The organism is Streptomyces sp. NPDC087859, assembly GCF_044742595.1.
Lineage (GTDB): Bacteria > Actinomycetota > Actinomycetes > Streptomycetales > Streptomycetaceae > Streptomyces > Streptomyces canus_F.
Genome location: NZ_JBIUUU010000004.1, coordinates 188,481 through 204,389, shown reverse-complemented (window position 1 = coordinate 204,389; position 15,909 = coordinate 188,481). Strand labels below are relative to the sequence as shown.

The 15,909-nt window shown below is 70.1% G+C and carries 11 protein-coding genes and 1 pseudogene; 5 read left to right on the top strand and 7 right to left on the bottom strand.

Going from position 1 to position 15,909, the window contains the following annotated elements:
- Positions 1-18: 18 nt before the first annotated feature.
- Positions 19-3,003: an FAD-binding and (Fe-S)-binding domain-containing protein gene (locus tag ACIOHP_RS11055; protein WP_401885699.1), complete on the bottom strand. Its 2,985-nt coding sequence runs from the start codon at positions 3,001-3,003 to the stop codon at positions 19-21.
- 80 nt (positions 3,004-3,083) lie between these two features.
- Here ACIOHP_RS11055 and serC point away from each other — a divergent pair, with 80 nt between their 5' ends.
- Positions 3,084-4,202: a phosphoserine transaminase gene (gene serC / locus ACIOHP_RS11050; protein WP_361538486.1), complete on the top strand. Its 1,119-nt coding sequence runs from the start codon at positions 3,084-3,086 to the stop codon at positions 4,200-4,202.
- A 73-nt stretch (positions 4,203-4,275) separates the two neighbouring features.
- On the opposite strand, the gene ACIOHP_RS11045 is transcribed toward serC, so the two are convergent.
- The 3 genes from ACIOHP_RS11045 to ACIOHP_RS11035 all read right to left on the bottom strand — a co-directional run bounded on the left by ACIOHP_RS11045 (position 4,276) and on the right by ACIOHP_RS11035 (position 7,691).
- Positions 4,276-5,799: a cellulase family glycosylhydrolase gene (locus ACIOHP_RS11045; protein WP_401885695.1), complete on the bottom strand. Its 1,524-nt coding sequence runs from the start codon at positions 5,797-5,799 to the stop codon at positions 4,276-4,278.
- A gap of 108 nt (positions 5,800-5,907) precedes the next feature.
- A complete protein-coding gene (locus ACIOHP_RS11040) occupies positions 5,908-6,729 on the bottom strand; it encodes an ABC transporter permease (RefSeq protein WP_401885692.1) in 822 nt (273 codons plus the stop codon).
- Positions 6,726-7,691, bottom strand: a complete 966-nt coding sequence (locus ACIOHP_RS11035) for an ATP-binding cassette domain-containing protein (RefSeq protein WP_401885686.1) — start codon at positions 7,689-7,691, stop codon at positions 6,726-6,728. Before ACIOHP_RS11035 ends, ACIOHP_RS11040 begins: the two co-directional genes overlap by 4 nt.
- Positions 7,692-7,782: 91 nt before the next feature.
- On the opposite strand from ACIOHP_RS11035, the gene ACIOHP_RS11030 reads away from it, so the two are divergent.
- Positions 7,783-8,544: a TetR/AcrR family transcriptional regulator gene (locus tag ACIOHP_RS11030; protein WP_361538494.1), complete on the top strand. Its 762-nt coding sequence runs from the start codon at positions 7,783-7,785 to the stop codon at positions 8,542-8,544.
- A 15-nt stretch (positions 8,545-8,559) separates the two neighbouring features.
- On the opposite strand, the gene ACIOHP_RS11025 is transcribed toward ACIOHP_RS11030, so the two are convergent.
- The gene (locus ACIOHP_RS11025; protein WP_361538496.1) at positions 8,560-9,531 is read right to left on the bottom strand and encodes a WD40 repeat domain-containing protein; all 972 of its coding nucleotides are present in this window, start codon (positions 9,529-9,531) and stop codon (positions 8,560-8,562) included.
- An 85-nt stretch (positions 9,532-9,616) separates the two neighbouring features.
- Here ACIOHP_RS11025 and ACIOHP_RS11020 point away from each other — a divergent pair, with 85 nt between their 5' ends.
- Both ACIOHP_RS11020 and ACIOHP_RS11015 read left to right on the top strand, forming a co-directional pair.
- Entirely contained in the window at positions 9,617-10,300 is a 684-nt protein-coding gene (locus ACIOHP_RS11020) for an SGNH/GDSL hydrolase family protein (protein WP_401885679.1), read from the top strand.
- Between the two features lie 88 nt (positions 10,301-10,388).
- Positions 10,389-10,977: pseudogene (locus ACIOHP_RS11015) on the top strand (Uma2 family endonuclease).
- 13 nt (positions 10,978-10,990) lie between these two features.
- Here ACIOHP_RS11015 and ACIOHP_RS11010 read toward each other — a convergent pair.
- Positions 10,991-13,507, bottom strand: coding sequence for a DUF6185 family protein (locus ACIOHP_RS11010; RefSeq protein ID WP_401885677.1), 2,517 nt, complete (start codon positions 13,505-13,507; stop codon positions 10,991-10,993).
- Between the two features lie 154 nt (positions 13,508-13,661).
- On the bottom strand, positions 13,662-14,540 hold the full coding sequence (locus tag ACIOHP_RS11005; RefSeq protein ID WP_401885674.1) for a nuclear transport factor 2 family protein: 879 nt from the start codon (positions 14,538-14,540) through the stop codon (positions 13,662-13,664).
- 174 nt (positions 14,541-14,714) lie between these two features.
- Here ACIOHP_RS11005 and ACIOHP_RS11000 point away from each other — a divergent pair, with 174 nt between their 5' ends.
- Positions 14,715-15,707, top strand: coding sequence for an aldo/keto reductase (locus tag ACIOHP_RS11000; RefSeq protein ID WP_361538506.1), 993 nt, complete (start codon positions 14,715-14,717; stop codon positions 15,705-15,707).
- Positions 15,708-15,909 lie beyond the last annotated feature (202 nt).

Sequence of the window (15,909 nt, the reverse complement as noted above, 5' to 3'; positions counted from 1 at the left end):
TGTTCCGAATGACTCGGCTCACGCCCCAGGACGCTCCAGCCCTTCCGCCAGCACCTCCGCCAGATGCCGCCCCCGCGCCCCCGCCAGCTGTCCCAGCTGCGTCCGGCAGGAGAAACCGTCCGCCAGGACCACCGTCCCGTCGGCCGCAGCCCGCACCGCCGGCAGGAGCTGCTCCTCCGCGCAGGCCCGCGACACCTCGAAGTGACCCTTCTCGAAGCCGAAGTTGCCCGCGAGTCCGCAGCAGCCGCCCGCCAGTTCACCGGTCAGGCCCGCGGCTTCCCGCAGCCGCCGCTCGGCCGCGTCTCCGAGGACCGCGTGCTGGTGGCAGTGGGTCTGGCCGACCGCCGGACGGTCCACACGCGGCGGCCGCCAGTCCGGCGCCAGGCGCTCCAGCGCCTCCGCGAAGGTCACCACCCGCGAGGCGAGACGCGCGGCCCGCTCGTCGTCGTGGAGCAGCTCCGGCAGGTCCGTGCGGAGCGCCGCCGCGCAGCTCGGTTCCAGGACCACCACCAGAAGGTCCGTCTCCAGTACCGATGCCATCAGGTCGAGGGTGCGGCGCAGGACCGTACGGGCGCGGTCGAGTTGGCCCGTGGAGACGTACGTCAGACCGCAGCAGACCCGGCCGCGGCGCGCCGCGAGCGGGCGGAGGCCCTCGGACACCGTGCGCAGGGTCGGCGGCAGCACGATCCCGATGCCCGCCGCCTCCAGGACCCGTACCGCCGCCTGGCCCACCTCGGGCGACAGATGTTCGGTGAAGGTGTCCGGCCACAGCACGACCCTCCCGCGCGGCCCATCACCAACCGTCCGCCCGGCCCCGCCACCAACCCTCCCGCGCGCCCCACCACCCGCCATCCCGTGCGGCCCCTCGGAGCCCGCCCCAGCCAGCCCACGACCCGCCGCCTCACACGACCCCTCGACGCCCGCCCCACGAGACCCCTCGACGCCCGCCGGCCTCCGCCCCCACCACCGGCTGAACGTCTCCCCCGCCACCCGCGGGATCGGGCGCTCGGGAGCGATTCCGCCGAGCCTCTTCGCGACCGCCGCCAACGGCCGCACCCCGGCCAGACCGTTCACCGCCCGCGCCGCGCGCGTACGGGCCACCGCCCGCAGCCACACCGGCAGCCACCCCATCGCGTAGTGCGCGGCCGGGCGGCGCCGCCCCTCGTAGTGGTGGTGCAGGAACTCCGCCTTGTACGTGGCCATGTCGACCCCGACCGGACAGTCCGAGCGGCAGCCCTTGCAGGACAGGCACAGATCCAGCGCGTCCCGCACCTCCTCGGACCGCCAGCCGTCGGTGACCAGTTCACCCGCGAGCATCTCGTGCAGCAGCCGGGCCCGCCCGCGCGTGGAGTGCTCCTCCTCGCCGGTCGCGCGGAACGACGGGCACATCACGGAGGACCCGGGCGCGGACGTCGTACGGCACTTCGCCACGCCCACGCACCTGCGGACCGCCGCGGAGAAGTCACCGCCGTCGGCCGGGTAGCCGAAGGCCACGTCGACCGGCTCGCGGGGCAGGACGGAGAAGCGGAGGTTCGAGTCCAGTGGCGCCGGGCGCACCAGCATCCCGGGGTTCAGCAGGTCGTCCGGGTCCCACACACCCTTCGCCCGCTCGAAGAGCCCCACCAGCTCCGCGCCGTACATCCGGGGCAGCAGCTCCGCCCGCGCCTGCCCGTCCCCGTGCTCGCCGGACAGCGAGCCACCGTGCGCCGCGACCAGGCCGGCGAGCTCCTCCGAGAAACGCCGGAAGCGGCCGACGCCCGCGTCCGTCAGCAGATCGAAGTCGATACGGACGTGGATGCAGCCGTCCCCGAAATGGCCGTACGGCGTCCCGCGCAGCCCGTGCTCGCCCAGCAGCCCCCTGAAGTCCCGCAGATACGCGCCCAGCCGGGCCGGCGGCACCGCGCAGTCCTCCCAGCCGGGCCACGCCTCGGAGCCGTCCGGCATCCGGGTCGCCGTACCGCTGGCGTCCTCGCGGATGCGCCACAGGGTGCGCTGACCGGCCGGGTCCGTCACGACCACCGCGTCCATGACATCGGCGGCCCGCACGATCGTCTCCGCACGCGCGCGTGCCTCGGCCTCGGTGTCGCCGCCCGTCTCCACGAACAGCCACGCCCCGCCACGGGGCAGCGCCACCGCCGCGGGCACCAGGTCGGCCGCCATGCCCTCCACCGTCAGGGGGCCGTACGGCAGCAGTCCGGCCGCGGCCTCGGCGGCCGCGCCCTCGTCCGGATATCCCAGCACCGCGAGGGCACGCGCGCGTGGTGACTCGACGAGCCGTACGACGGCTTCGGTGAGGATCCCCAGAGTGCCCTCGCTCCCGCAGAAGGAGCGGGCGACATCCGCGCCCCTCTCCGGCAGCAGCGCCTCCAGCGCATACCCGGAGATCCGGCGGGGCAGCTCGGGGAAACCGGTCCGCAGCCGCGCCAGGTCCCCCTCCACCAGCTCCCGCAGCCCCTCCGGCGCGCCCGCCCACCCCTGCCCCAGCCGCGCCCGCTCCCCGCGCGCGGTGACCACGTCCAGCTCCCGCACACTGTCCGCGGTCGTCCCCCACGCCACCGAGTGCGAGCCGCACGAGTTGTTCCCGATCATCCCGCCGAGCGTGCACCGGCTGTGGGTGGAGGGGTCGGGGCCGAAACGCAGCCCGTGCGGGGCGGCGGCCTCCTGGAGCCGGTCGAGGACGAGACCGGGCTGTACGACGGCGGTGCGGGACAAAGGGTCGAGGGAGAGCAGCCGGTTCATGTGCCGGGTGAAGTCCAGCACCACCCCGGCGCCGGTCGCCTGGCCGGCGATGGAGGTGCCGCCGCCGCGCGCGACGACCGGTACCGAGTGCTCGCGGCACACGGCGAGGACGGCGGCGACGTCGTCGGCGTCGCGTGGAGCCACGACACCGAGCGGGACCCGCCGGTAGTTGGACGCGTCCATGGTGGTCAGCGCGCGGGAGGTGACGTCGAAGCGGACGTCACCCTGGACGGCTTTACGCAGAGCGGCCTCTAGATCCGTCATGTGTCCAGCAAATCAAACGCCGCGTCTCAGCCGACGGACTGCGTTTCGACCAGGTTTCCCGTACCGGCTAACCTCACTCCGTGGCTGAGATCCAGATTCCCGCTGACATCAAGCCCGCCGACGGTCGATTCGGCGCGGGCCCCTCCAAGGTGCGGACGGAAGCGCTGGACGCGCTGGCCGCAACCGGTACATCTCTGCTGGGCACCTCACACCGCCAGGCCCCGGTCAAGAACCTGGTCGGCCAGGTCCGTGAGGGCATCAGTGCACTGTTCTCCCTGCCCGAGGGGTACGAGGTCGTCCTCGGCAACGGCGGCTCGACCGCGTTCTGGGACGTGGCGACCCACGGCCTGATCGAGAACAAGTCGCAGCACCTGAACTTCGGTGAGTTCAGCTCGAAGTTCGCGAAGGCCGCCAAGCTCGCCCCGTGGCTGGCCGAGCCCACGGTCATCGCGAGCGACCCGGGCACACACCCGGAGCCGCGGGCCGAGGCGGGCGTCGACGTGTACGCCCTCACCCACAACGAGACCTCCACCGGTGTCGCCGCCCCCGTCCAGCGCGTGGCCGGTGCCGACGAGGGCGCCCTCGTCCTCGTGGACGCGACGAGCGGCGCCGGCGGTCTTCCGGTCGACATCGCCGAGACGGACGTCTACTACTTCGCCCCGCAGAAGTCCTTCGCCTCCGACGGCGGCCTGTGGATCGCCGTCTTCTCCCCGGCCGCGATCGAGCGCGCCGAGCGCGTCCACGCGTCCGGCCGCCACGTGCCGGAGTTCTTCTCGCTCCCCACGGCGATCGACAACTCCCGCAAGAACCAGACGTACAACACCCCGGCCCTCGCCACCCTCTTCCTGCTCAACCAGCAGCTGGAGTGGTTCAACGGCCAGGGCGGTCTGGCCTGGTCCACGGCCCGTACGAAGGACTCCTCGACCCGCCTGTACGGCTGGGCCGAGGAGAGCAAGTACGCGAGCCCGTTCGTCGCGGACGCCGCCAAGCGCTCGCAGGTCATCGGCACGATCGACTTCTCCGACGAGATCGACGCCGCCGCGATCGCCAAGGTCCTGCGCGCCAACGGCATCGTCGACACCGAGCCCTACCGCAAGCTCGGCCGCAACCAGCTCCGCGTCGCCATGTTCCCGGCGATCGACCCGGCGGACGTCGAGGCGCTGACGAAGTGCGTCGACTACGTGATCGAGAAGCTGTAGTCGCCTGAGGTCGTACGACGATGAAGGGCGCCCGGGCGAACACCCGGGCGCCCTTCTCGCGTACGGCGCTCCCCTAGGCCGCCGTACAGCTCACGCTCGGCACGCCCCCGCCCCCGGGCGCGCCGCCGAATCCGAAGCTCGCCGCACCGCCCGCGGCGACCGAGCCGTTGTGCGCGGCGTTGGACGCGGTCACGGTCGACCCGGTCTGCGTGTACGACGCGTTCCACATGCTCGTCACGCGCTGCGAGCCGCTCCAGGTCCAGGTCACCTTCCATGAACTGATCGCGGTCGTGCCGGTGTTGGTCACCTTCACCTCGGCGTTGAAGCCGCCGCCCCAGTCGCTGCTGACGGTGTAGGCGGCGGTGCAGGCCGCCGTGCCGCCGCCGGGGTCGCCCGGATCACCGGGGTCGCTGCCGCCGCCCGCCGGGAAGCCCGGCGCCTTGACGCTCGCCAGGTAGCCGTCCTTCACGGTGTCCACGGTCTGCCAGTCGTCCTTGAGGATCCCGCCCGTGTCACCGGAGTTGGGGTTCCAGGACCAGAAGGTCCAGTGGAAGGAGTCCGAGCCGTACGTCGCCGTCGGCCGCAGATAGTCCACCAGCGCGGCCAGCCACCGCTGGTCCACGGTCGACTGGAGGGTCGTACCGAACTCGCCCACCCACACGGGCGCGATGTTCTGCTTGAAGATGTAGCCCCAGTACTTGTCCCAGATGCCGGGCATGTTGGCGGGGAAGGCGGGATCGCTGAACCAGCTCTGCTGGGCCACGGACGTGGCGTAGTCGTGCGCCGAGTAGACGACCCGGTTCGCCACGTTCAGTTGGACCGGGTGGTCGGCCACTCCCATCAGGTTGCCGCCCCACCACCCGGAGACGCCGTTGTACGTCTGGACACCCTCGACGAAGATCAGCAGCTCGGGATTGACGGCGAGGACCGCGTTGCCGGCCCGTTGGGCGGCCAGGCGCCAGTCCCTCGTCGTGTCGCCGCAGCCCCAGCAGGCGGGGTCGTGGGGCTCGTTGTGGAGGTCGATGCCCACGACGGTGTCCTGGCCGAGGTAACGGGTCGCCAGGTTCTTGAGGTTGGCGATCCAGGTCGACTCCGGGACCGCCGAGGTGTACCAGAGCGCCGACTGGCCGCCGGAGTCCGGGCGGTGCCGGTCGAGGATGACCTTGAGGCCGTCCTGACCGGCGTACGAGACGATCTTGTCCAGGATCTGGAGGGAGTTGAGTCCTTGCAGGTCGGCGTTCTTGCCGCTGGAGAAGTCGATGCTGTTGGGGACGGTCCCCGACTTGAAGATGTCGTCGCTGAACGGGATGCGGATCGTGTTGTAGCCCAGCGTTTTCATCTGGTCGATCATGCTCTTGTAGTCGCGTGACCAGAGGCCGTGGAGGACGTAGTTGCCGGTCTCGAAGCCGAACCAGTTGATGCCGGCGATACGGACCGGCTGCCCGGCCTCGTCCAGGATCTGGCGGCCGCTGGTGTGCCAGTAACCGGCGCCGGCCGCGGCCTCGGCGGCCTGGGCGGGCTGGGCCGTCTGCGCGCCCAGCGGTAAAAGAAGGGCCGCGGCCACCGCACACAGCGCTCTTCGCAAGCTGCGGAACATGTCGCTGCTTCCTCTCGGGAGGCGCGGGCCCGGAACTGGGTGGGAGCGCTCCCACACCCGCACCTCCCATGGAAGTCAGGTCACATGAACACGTCAAGACACTGGACGCTACCGACTGAGCTTCTGGAACCTGCGTACCGCCAAGGGCAGGAAGATCGCCGTCAGGATCACCGGCCACACGTACGCCATGAGCAGCGCGTGCTGCTCGACCCAGGAGTCCCCGCCGCCGACCGGGGTGCCGAACAGGTCGCGGGTGGCGGCAGCCGTGGAGGAGATCGGGTTCCAGGAGGCCACGGCGCCGAGCCAGTCGGGCATCAGCTGGGGTGCGACGAAGATGCTGGAGATCATCGTGAGGGGGAAGGCCACCGCGAACAGGCCGCCCGCCGCCTCCGGGTTCGGCACGATCAGCCCCAGCCACACACCGATCCAGATCAGCGAGAACCGCAGCCACAGCAGCAGCCCGAACGCGGCGAGGAAGCCCAGACCCCCGTCCGGCCGCCAGCCCATGGCGATCGCGGTCAGCATCATGATGGCCAACTCGGCGCAGGCGACCAGCAGATCGGTGACCCCGCGCCCGGCCACGACCGCCGAGGACGCCATCGGCATGGAGCGGAACCGGTCGATCACGCCCTTCGTGGCGTCGTACACCACGAGCGTCGCCGTGTTGATGAAGCCGAACGCCATCGTCATCACGAACATCCCGGGCATCAGGAAGTCCTTGTAGTCCCCGCCGCCGGGCACCTGCATGGCGCTGCCGAAGACATAGCCGTAGAGGAGGACGGAGAGGATCGGGAAGCCCAGCTGCCAGGCGATGTTGACGGGCTGACGCTGGTAGTGGGTCAGGCCTCGGCGGACGATGTTCCAGACGTCGGCGAGGATCCAGTAGGCGCGGCCGTGGGTGGCCCGGCCGGTCAGGTCGACGGTGCTCATGCGGCTGTCTCCTCCTTCTCCGTGCGGTGTCCGGTCAGGCGCAGGAACACGTCGTCGAGGCTGGGCCTGCGCAGCCCGATGTCCTCCACACGGACACCCTCGTCCTGGAGGGTGCGGGCCACCTCGGTGAGCGCCGGGACGCGGTCGACGACCGGGGCGTGGACACGCAACTCGCCTTCCTCCGCCTCGGGTTCGCCGTCCGAGACGCGGGCGACGACCTTCACCACCCGCGGGATGTCGGCCCGGTCGGCGACCACCACCTCGATACGGTCGCCGCCGACCCTGCTCTTCAGTCCGTCCGGGGTGTCGTCGGCGATGGAGCGCCCCTGGTCGATGACGGTGATGCGGGAGGCCAGCTTGTCGGCCTCCTCCAGATACTGCGTGGTCAGCAGCACGGTGGTGCCGCTCGCCACCAACGCCCGCACGGAGTCCCAGACTTCTCCCCGGCTGCGGGGGTCGAGTCCGGTGGTCGGCTCGTCCAGGAAGAGGACGGCCGGGGCGAGGATCATCGAGGCGGCGAGGTCGAGGCGGCGCCGCATGCCGCCGCTGTACTTGCCGACGCCCTTGTCCGCGGCGTCGGTGAGGTCGAACTGCTCCAGCAGGTCGGTGGCGCGCGCCTTGGCCCGCCGGCCACCGAGGTGGAAGAGCCGGCCGAACATCTCCAGGTTCTGCCGGCCGGTGAGCACCTCGTCCACGGCCGCGTACTGCCCGGTCAGCCCGATGCGGGCACGCACCTCGCGTGAGTGCCGGGCCACATCCAGGCCGGCCACGGTCGCGTGTCCGCCGTCCAGCCGCAGCAGCGTGGCCAGGATGCGGACGGCCGTGGTCTTGCCGGCGCCGTTCGGCCCGAGCAGTCCGTGCACGGTGCCTTCGCGGACGGCCAGGTCGAAGCCGTCGAGGGCGCGCTTCTCGCCGTACCGCTTCTCCAGTGCCTCGGCGCGCACCGCGTATCCGTCGGTCATGGGTTCCCCCTTGGTCTCCTTAACTGAGTACACCGTACCCGATTACGCGTACGGCGTACCCAGTTAATTTCCGGGGAACTAAGCTGCACCCATGACGAGCAGTTCGGAGAGCAGCGGCAGCGGGGACATCGTCCGCACCCTCGAGCTGCTGTGGGACACGGGCCGGCGCCCCAGCCGCGGGCCCAAGCCGGCCCTGACCCTGGACCGGATCGTGGAAGCGGCCGTCCAGGTGGCGGACGCCGACGGTCTGGACGCGGTGTCGATGCGCCGCGTCGCCGGCGAGCTCGGCACCGGCGCGATGTCGCTGTACCGGTACGTCCCCGGCAAGGCCGAGCTGCTCGACCTGATGCTGGACCGGGTGCAGAAGCCGTCCGAGAACCCGGCGGACCTGGGCGACGGCGACTGGCGCTCGGCTTTGGAGGCCATGGGCCGCGCGACCCTCGCCCTCTACCGCCGGCACCCCTGGCTGCTCCAGGTCAACCAGTCCCGCCCGATCCTCGGCCCGAGCGCCCTGGACGGCATGGAGAAGGTCCTCACCCTCATCAAGCCGATGGGCCTGACCGACCCCGAACTGGTCTCGGCGATCATCATGATCGACGGTTACGTCGTCGGCGCCGCCCGCACCCAGCTGTACCAGCAGGAGGTGGAGCGCCGCACGGGCCTGACGGACGCGGAGTTCTGGCAGGCACAGGTGCCGACGCTGGAGAAGGTCATGGCCAGCGGTCGCTACCCGGTGCTCGCCGCCCTCTCGGACGACGCGTTCGGCACCGACTTCGACCACTTCGAGTTCGGCCTGCAGCGCATCCTCGACGGCCTGGAGGTCATCGTGTCGCGACGCCGGACGGAACAGTGATCCGGGCCCGGCGGCTCACCTGCGGCGCAGCACCCGGAACCCGAACACGACGGCCGCGGCGACGGCCACGGCGAGAGCGCCGACCTTGACGTTCTTGCTGTCGGAGCCGCCGTCTCCGTCGGCCTGACCCGAACCCCCGTTGCCGGACGGCGAGTCGGACGATCCGTCGCCCCCGGGCGCGTCCTCGGCCACCACCTCGCTGCCGACGCCCTCGCTGCCGAGCATCAGCTTGGTGCCGTCCGGCGAGTAACTGACGGACTCCCCCTGCCCGATGGGCACGCTGATCCGGCCGCCGCGCTTGAGGTCGCCGCCGTTCCAGTCGTACCAGATACCGCCGAAGTAGCCGCGTACGGCGAGCTGTCGGCCGTTCGGCGAGAAGGCGGCGTCGGTGGCCCAGAGGTCGACGGCGGCGGCGGGCCTGAAGACGTTGGCGCCGGAGGTGGAGAGCTTGGCGGGCCCCTCGTACAGATGCCCGCCGTCCTCCTGCTTGTCGATGAGGTAGACGCGCCCGGTCTTCGGATGGACGATCATCGACTCCGCGTCACGGGAGCCGTCGGAGTACTTCACGACGTACTGCTTGGCGCGGATCGTCTGGTCCTTGAGCTCCTTGGGCTCGGGCAGCTGGTAGATCCAGACGTAGGGCCAGGTCACCCCGTCGTTGTCGCCGATGTCCCCGACGTAGATCTGGTTGTCCGGCCCGATGGCTACGGCCTCGACGTCCCGCTGGGTGCCGACACCCTTCAGGGTGATCCTCGCGACGGTCTTCCCGGTGGAGCTGTCGACGGCGTAGAGGTAGGTGCCGGTGTCCTGGTCGTTGTGGGTCCAGTAGATGCCCGGGTGCTGACGGGACGCGGCGAGCCCGCTGGACTCGGTGATGCGCGGGTCCTCGATGGTGAACCCGTTGTCCCCGTCGGCGGCGGCCGCGGGGCTCGCGCCCGTGAGAACGAGCAGGGCAGTGGCTCCGACAACACCGAGTAGCGCACGCATGAGCCCAAGCTTGCCATCCCCGGAAGGGCGTTCACGTGTCCGGCCTCACACCCCACCGCTCCCACTGATCGTTCATCATGAGCGGATGCCCAGGTTCATGCCCGTCGGCGACTCCATGACGATCGGAAGCGCGGGCGAACACACATGGCGTTACCGGATGTGGCAGCACCTGCGCGACACCCACGGCCACCCCTTCGACCTCGTCGGCCCGCGCGAGACGCTCCACGACAAGGCGACGGACACACCCACCTCGTACGAGTACGCCGACCCGGACTTCCCCCGCGCCCACCTCGCCGGCTGGGGCGAGGGGTGGCTGCACATGGCTCCGCTGATCGGTGACGCGGTCCGCTCCTGCCGGGCCGACGTCCTGATGGTCTCGCTGGGCCTCATCGACCTGGGCTTCTACACGAACGCGGAACAGACGGCGGACAACGTCCGCGCCTTCGTCGCGGAGGCACGCGCGGCGCAGCCCCGCATCCGCATGGTGCTGCTCCCGGTCATCCCGAACGTCCGGGCCCAGGACGACCCGCCCTTCGGCACCCAGGTCACCCTCTTCAACGAACTCCTCGCCAAAGTGGTGGCCGACCTGGACGAGCCCCGCTCCCCGCTCCTGCTGGCCTCGCCGCCGGAGTCGTACGACATCAACCACGACACCTACGACGGCACCCACCCGAACGCGAGCGGCGAGCACCGGATCGCGGGGGCGTTCGCGGAGGCGATGTATCAGGGGTGGGGATGGGGACAAACGTACGCGGCTGGAACAAGCTGACCGAGTAGCGGCGTACCTCGATCACCGTGCGTATCGTTGTACCGCGCGGCTGCATCTGTCCGTGGGGCAGCCGCGGAGGAGCGCCACGATGACCGTCCTTGAAGACAGGATCGCGATGGCCGAGAGCGACAACGAGAGCACGCTCGACGAGATGTTCGACCGGCTCGAGAAGAAGCCCGCCCCCGAGGGATACAAGGTCGAGATCGTCGAGGGGACCCGTCTACATGTCGCCGCAGCGGGACACCCGCTGGGAGATCATCGCGGACATCTATGAGCAGTTGCGGACCAAGTACCCCCGGAAGCGAGTGAAGTCCGACGTCCGGATCGACTACCCGGGCCATCTCAACGGCTTCGCGACCGACGTGACGGTCGTGAAAGAAGGTGCGGCAAAGACTGAGAAGGGCCACTGGCGCCACGAAGACGTCGAGTTCGTCGCCGAGGTCATTTCCAGGGGCACGGCTGCCAACGACTACGGCCCCAAGAAGACCGCCTACGCCGTCGCCGAAGTCCCCGTCTACCTCATCGCCGACCCTTACAAAGGCACTTGCTACGCCTATACCCAGCCCAAGGAAGGCGACTACATCACGAGGACGAAGGTCGACTTCGGCACCGACATCGACCTTACCGGCACCGTCGTCGACCTCACCCTCAAGACCGACGAGTTCCCGCGCGACTGAGCCGGGCGGGGGGTCACTTGCCGCCGGCCGGCGGTGTCGCCGCGGGCTCTGCGAAGAACTGCCAGATGGTGATCACGGCGATGACCTGGCCGATGAGATAGGCGACCTGGAGCGAGTAGTAGCGCATCTGGTAGATGGACAGCAGCAGCCCCAGGCGACTCTGCCAGTACCGGCGCTCACCCCGGAAGGTGTCCAGGTCCAGCGCGATGCCGGTGACCGTGAGGACGAGCAGCATCGTCACGGCGTGCAGTGCGAGGTTGGCGGCGCCCTCCTGCGTGAACCAGCCGAACACCGCGTCCAGTGCCAGCGGAACGGCGAAGGCGAGGGCGACCGGAATCGCCTTGACCGCCCCGCGCCGCCCGGGCAGAACCCGCCACAGCGCCCCCAGGAAGAACCCGCCGCCGATCCAGGTGGACGCCCAGTAGACGATGCCGAGCGCCATGCTGGGCAGGCCGAACAGGTCCAGCAGGGTGTCTCGCCAGGCCTCGCCCCGGACGAAGCCCGCCCAGGTGGAGAGGACGGCGGCGAGGAGACCGGGGACCAGCGCCCAGCGGGCCCCGCGGACGCCGTTGTCCCACCAGTTGTCCCTCGGCCCCAGTGCCAAGGCCGCGTCGACCACGGAGACTCGCGTGGGAAGGCGATCGGGGAACGGCAGCGGGCCGCCCGTGGGCCAATCGTGCAGCCCGTCCAACTTCCCTTCCAGCGTCTGTCGTTCAGGGGGCTCGTCGCCGAACATCCCTTGGTCGAGGCGGCGCAGCTCCGCGTGGGTCTCCCGGTAGACCCGTGAGTCCTTCATCAGCCTGCGGCGGGCGATGGCATCAGCGGCCGTCGCCAGGGGCCACCGGGAATCCTCGAAACCCTGCTCCAGGACAGCGCGGCCCCGGAAGGCGGCCACCGCCGCGTACAGGGCCAGCATGTAGACGGGGATCCAGAGGATCTCGGCGAGTGAACTCGCCAGCCGGTCCTCGCTGATGGACACCGCGACCGGGAAGAACGCGAGCAGCAGCAGTCGGTCCGCCGGATCGTCCAAGGGTGGGTGCGTCGGGGAACGCCTGGTGCGCAGTACGGCGAGCATGGCGATGCCGGTGAGGATCCAGGAGTTGGCGAGGATCCATTCCTGACCGTTGGAGACGGACCACATCGACTCCCAGACGAAGTCGTTGCGGTGTTCCGTTCCGTACGAGGGGTCACCGCGGTCGCTGAGCCAGGAGGCGCGCTGCCAGTTGCGCTCCTCCGTGAGCGCGTAGCAGAGGCCCACCACGGCGGTCCACGCGACGACGGCGGGTACGACGATGCGCAACCGCAGCTCACGGTCCCTCGGTGGCCCGCCGGGAGGAACACCCCTCCCGCTCTTCGGGATGAGCTCCCCGTCGACGCCCAGCCGCCACGCCACGGCGACGAATCCGAGGACCGTGAGGGCCATCAGACAGCACGAGGCCGTCGTCTCGGCGGCGAGTGCGAGGTCCGACGTCATCGGCTGGTCGTCCCACCACTGGTACAGGTCGAAGGTCTTGGGCAGGCTCATGGTCACCGCGGGCGGGATCCCCAACAGGGCACCGACGGCCCAGACACGCCAGGGCGGCTTCGCGAAGGCGAGCAACAGCGCTGCGGTGGCCAGCGCGAAGAGATGCCCCCGCAGCAGCGCGTCCTCGAACCACCACGCGCTGCGCCTCACGTCGTACTCGTGGATCAGGTCGTCCGTGTACGTCAACACGAAGAGGGCGACGGCGATGACGGCCCAGCAGGCGAGGTTGCGCAGGACGGGATCTGGTGTGCGGCGGCGCGGGCGGTAGCGGGCCACCGCCCACAGCAGCAGGGCGGACATCGCCACCGTCGACAGCAGACCGCCGATCCAGCCGAGGCCCTGGGCGGTCAGACGCTCGTTCTGCGCGGACCACAGGCGCTGCCAGGACGGCCTGACGACCACGGTCAGGGCGGAGGGCGCCGACTTCACCCGGTTCCCGAGACGCCACACCAGCCGGGAGCCATCCTCCTCGGCCGTCGGCCACGGCTGTGCGCTCTCGACGCCGGGCACACCGGGGTCCACCGTGACCTCGTCCCAGCGGGCACCGCTCAGCGCGGGCGGCGGCCTGAGCGTCACGGACCAGGTGTCGGTCCCGGCCCGCAGCCGCCAGATCCCCATGTCGAGGTTCTTGTCGTACTGACCGACCCAGGCATGTGCCTCGTAGACGACGTGGACCCGGCCGCCCTTCTCCACCGTCACCTCGGGCAGCCCGGGGCGCCACTCCCACCAACGCAACGGGTCCTGCCAGCCCGGTCCCTGCCGGGTGAGGCAGGCCATGGCGGTGGTGTGAAGGGGGCTGTCCCCACTGAGCAGCAGGACCGGCGCGTAGGCCCAGTCGGCGGGCACGTCGACGGTGAGCTTGGTGATGACCTTCGTGAACGTACGGTCGTCATGCAGGAGTTGGATGCTTGTCGAGACCTTGGCATCGGCGAGCCCCGAACTCAGACACGCCGGGTCCCCGGCGTCCGCCGCCCGCGCGGGACCGGAACAGAGCACAACCCCCATGACCGCCGTCACGACCGCCGCCAACACCCGACTTCCCAGCAAGCCCGCCCCCCGACCGACTCATCACAGTGTGACGCCGGTCATACTGCCCACCACCTCCCACAACAACTCCCCCACCACGAAAGGCGTTGGGCCACCTTCCTGGCACCCTCCCCTAGAACATCCCGTTCTCATTCGCCGAGCTCTCCGGAACGTCCTGGATCACATCCCACTGCTCCACGATCTTGCCGGCCCGTACCCGGAAGAGGTCCACGATGGCCTGGCCGCGCTCTCCCGGTGCCGGGACGTAGTGGCTGTGGACGGCTACCAGGTCGCCCTCGGCGATGATGCGCTTGGGCTCCACCTTCAGCTCGGGGAAGGCCGTGAAGTACGCGCCCAGCCCTGACTTCACGCCTGCCACGCCGTCCGCGATACCGGGGTTGTGCTGGTGGTACTCACGGCCCCAGTAGCGGTCGATCGCCGACAGGTCCTTCTTCACGAGCAGTTGGTCGAAGGCGGCCGTCACCATCTTCTTGTTGTACCCGGTGAGGAACCCCGGACCCGGCTCGGTCGTCTGCGGCCAACTCACCGTGGAGAACATGTCGTTGCCGTTGGCGGAAGACTCCGGCACCGTCTGTCCCACATCCCAGTGCTCGGCGATCTTCCCGCCCTGGAACCGGAAGATGTCGAACACGGCGGAGCCACGCGTACCCGGCGTCAGCACGACGTTCGAGTGGACCAGGACCAGGTCGCCCTCCGAGAGCACCCGCTTGATGCCGTACACCGCGTCCGGGAACTGCGCGTGCACCGACGTCGCCAGCCCCTTGAGCGTCTCCGCCCCGTCCGGTGCGAACGGGTTGTGCTGGATGTAGTCCGGCCGTACGAAACGGTCCACGACCGTGGTGTCGCCGCGCTCGAAGACGCCCTTGAGGACGCGTTCGGCGACTGCCTTCTGATAGCCGAGGCGGGCGAAGTCGGGGTGACCGACGGATGCCGGGCGCGGTGCCGCGACGGCCGGTGCGGCCACTGCGGTCAGTACCGCGGTGGCGGCCATGACAGCGACAACAGCCTTGCGGACAGGCGTGGTGGGGGACACAGGACTCTCCAGGCGATAGATATTGAAAGTTCAAGCTCCAACTTTCCATAGGGAAGCACTAACCATTGGTTAGCGTCAAGACTCAAGATCACCCTTGCCTAGAGCGCACTCCACGCCGTTGGCTAGGGAGTCATGAAGTACACGCAGCTCGGACGCACCGGACTCAAGGTCAGCCGACTCGTCCTCGGCACCATGAACTTCGGCCCGCAGACCGACGAGGCCGACTCCCACGCGATCATGGATTCGGCCCTCGACGCGGGCATCAACTTCTTCGACACCGCCAACGTGTACGGCTGGGGCGAGAACAAGGGCCGTACCGAGGAGATCATCGGCAACTGGTTCGCGAAGAGCCCCACGCATCGCGACAAGACCGTCCTCGCCACCAAGGTCTACGGCAACATGGCCGGCGACGGCCCCTCCTGGCCGAACCACGACAAGCTGTCCGCCCTCAACATCCGGCGGGCGGTGGACGCGAGCCTCAAGCGGCTGCGGACCGACTACATCGACGTCTACCAGTTCCATCACGTCGACCGCGCCACCCCCTTCGAGGAGATCTGGCAGGCGATCGACGTCCTCGTCCAGCAGGGCAAGATCCTCTACGTGGGGTCCAGCAACTTCCCCGGGTACAAGATCGCCCAGGCCAACGAGATCGCCGCCCGGCGCGGCGGCACCATCGGGCTCGTCAGCGAGCAGTGCCTCTACAACCTCGCCGAGCGCCGCGCCGAGATGGAGGTCATTCCGGCCGCGCAGGAGTACGGGCTCGGTGTCATCCCGTGGTCGCCGCTGCACGGCGGGCTGCTCGGCGGTGTCATCAAGAAGGAGGTCGAGGGCGGGCGCCGGGCGAGTGGCCGGGCCGCCGACGCCCTCGCCAACACCACCGTCCGCGCCCAGATCCAGTCGTACGAGGACCTCCTCGACAAGCACGGGCTCGCACCCGGCGAGGCCGCCCTGGCCTGGCTCCTCACCCGCCCCGGCGTGACCGGCCCGATCGTCGGACCGCGTACGGCCGAGCAGTTGGAGTCGGCGATCAGGGCGGTGGAACTGGAGCTGAGCGAGGAACTGCTGACCGGCCTGGACGAGATCTTCCCGGGCCCGGGCCCGTCGCCTGAAGCATTCGCCTGGTAGGAGCCCCCGTCAGGGGCGCGGGGCGGAGTCGATACGCGGCTCCGTCCGGCGGGCGCGGCCAGCCGCATACGGCCCGCAGCCGAAAAACCGCGCGCAGTTCCCCCACCTGCTGCTGACCGGCCTGGACGAGATCTTCCCGGGCCCGGGCCCGTCGCCGGAGGCATTCGCCTGGTAGGCGTGCCCTGTCAGGGACGCGGGGAAC

Excerpts from the sequence above, each read along its gene's own strand:
- ACIOHP_RS11055 (WP_401885699.1), bottom strand. The coding sequence starts at position 3,003 with ATGACGGATCTAGAGGCCGCTCTGCGTAAAGCCGTCCAGGGTGACGTC.
- ACIOHP_RS11045 (WP_401885695.1), bottom strand. The coding sequence starts at position 5,799 with ATGTTCCGCAGCTTGCGAAGAGCGCTGTGTGCGGTGGCCGCGGCCCTT.
- ACIOHP_RS11040 (WP_401885692.1), bottom strand. The coding sequence starts at position 6,729 with ATGAGCACCGTCGACCTGACCGGCCGGGCCACCCACGGCCGCGCCTAC.
- ACIOHP_RS11035 (WP_401885686.1), bottom strand. The coding sequence starts at position 7,691 with ATGACCGACGGATACGCGGTGCGCGCCGAGGCACTGGAGAAGCGGTAC.
- ACIOHP_RS11030 (WP_361538494.1), top strand. The coding sequence starts at position 7,783 with ATGACGAGCAGTTCGGAGAGCAGCGGCAGCGGGGACATCGTCCGCACC.
- ACIOHP_RS11025 (WP_361538496.1), bottom strand. The coding sequence starts at position 9,531 with ATGCGTGCGCTACTCGGTGTTGTCGGAGCCACTGCCCTGCTCGTTCTC.
- ACIOHP_RS11020 (WP_401885679.1), top strand. The coding sequence starts at position 9,617 with ATGCCCAGGTTCATGCCCGTCGGCGACTCCATGACGATCGGAAGCGCG.
- ACIOHP_RS11010 (WP_401885677.1), bottom strand. The coding sequence starts at position 13,507 with ATGGGGGTTGTGCTCTGTTCCGGTCCCGCGCGGGCGGCGGACGCCGGG.
- ACIOHP_RS11005 (WP_401885674.1), bottom strand. The coding sequence starts at position 14,540 with ATGGCCGCCACCGCGGTACTGACCGCAGTGGCCGCACCGGCCGTCGCG.
- ACIOHP_RS11000 (WP_361538506.1), top strand. The coding sequence starts at position 14,715 with ATGAAGTACACGCAGCTCGGACGCACCGGACTCAAGGTCAGCCGACTC.